This window comes from Streptomyces sp. NPDC059564, assembly GCF_042735575.1.
Classification (GTDB): Bacteria; Actinomycetota; Actinomycetes; order Streptomycetales; family Streptomycetaceae; genus Streptomyces.
Map to the genome: position 1 here is coordinate 1 of NZ_JBHWBP010000700.1, position 1,263 is coordinate 1,263.

Genomic DNA, 1,263 nt, shown 5'->3' on the forward strand with positions numbered 1-1,263 from the left:
CGGCAGGCGGACCTGCCGCTCTACCTGGGCTCCTACCCGATCACCCCGGCCTCCGACATCCTGCACGAGCTCAGCAAGCACAAGAACTTCGGCGTGCGGACCTTCCAGGCCGAGGACGAGATCGCCGGGATCGGCGCCGCGCTCGGCGCGGCCTTCGGCGGCGCGCTGGGGGTGACCACGACGTCGGGTCCGGGCGTGGCCCTGAAGTCGGAGAGCATCGGGCTCGCGGTGTCGCTGGAGCTGCCGCTGCTGATCGTCGACATCCAGCGGGGCGGCCCGTCGACGGGTCTGCCGACCAAGACGGAGCAGGCGGACCTCCTCCAGGCCATGTACGGCCGCAACGGCGAGGCCCCCGTCCCGATCGTCGCCCCCAGGACGGCGGCCGACTGCTTCGACGCGGCCCTCGAAGCCGCCCGGATCGCGCTGACGTACCGGACCCCGGTGTTCCTGCTCTCCGACGGCTACCTCGCCAACGGCTCCGAGCCCTGGCGGATCCCGGACGTGGCGGACCTGCCCGACCTGAAGGTGCAGTTCGCGACCGCGCCGAACCACACCCTGCCCGACGGGACGGAGGTGTTCTGGCCCTACAAGCGGGATCCGGAGACCCTGGCCCGCCCCTGGGCGGTCCCCGGCACCCCCGGCCTCGAACACCGCATCGGCGGGATCGAGAAGCAGGACGGCACCGGCAACATCTCGTACGACCCGGCCAACCACGACCTCATGGTCCGCACCCGGCAGGCCAAGATCGACGGGATCGAGGTCCCGGACCTGGAGGTCGACGACCCGTCGGAGGCCGCCCGGACCCTCGTCCTGGGCTGGGGCTCCACGTACGGCCCCATCACCGCCGCCGTCCGCCGCCTGCGCCTCGCCGGGCAACCCATCGCGCAGGCCCATCTACGCCATCTCAACCCCTTCCCGAGGAATCTCGGAGAGGTCCTGAAGCGTTACGACAAGGTAGTGGTGCCGGAGATGAACCTCGGGCAGCTGGCCATCCTGATCCGGGCGAAGTACTTGGTCGACGCCCAGTCGTACAACCAGGTCAACGGAATGCCCTTCAAGGCGGAGCAGCTCGCGACGGTTCTCAAGGAGGCCATCAATGACTGAGGTGACCGACGCCCCCCATCACCTGCTCTCCTTGGTCCCCAAGGCCGAGGGCAAGCAGTCGATGAAGGACTTCAAGTCGGACCAGGAGGTCCGCTGGTGCCCGGGCTGCGGTGACTACGCGGTCCTGGCCGCCGTTCAGGGCTTCATGCCCGAGCTGGG

Annotated in this window: 2 pseudogenes; both read left to right on the forward strand. The window is 69.8% G+C overall.

What is annotated here, in order from left to right:
* Positions 1 to 1,104 (forward strand): annotated as a pseudogene (locus ACFV0Q_RS41760) (2-oxoglutarate ferredoxin oxidoreductase subunit alpha); the annotation flags it as partial.
* Positions 1,097 to 1,263: pseudogene (locus tag ACFV0Q_RS41765) on the forward strand (2-oxoacid:ferredoxin oxidoreductase subunit beta); the annotation flags it as partial. The pseudogenes ACFV0Q_RS41760 and ACFV0Q_RS41765, both read left to right, overlap by 8 nt.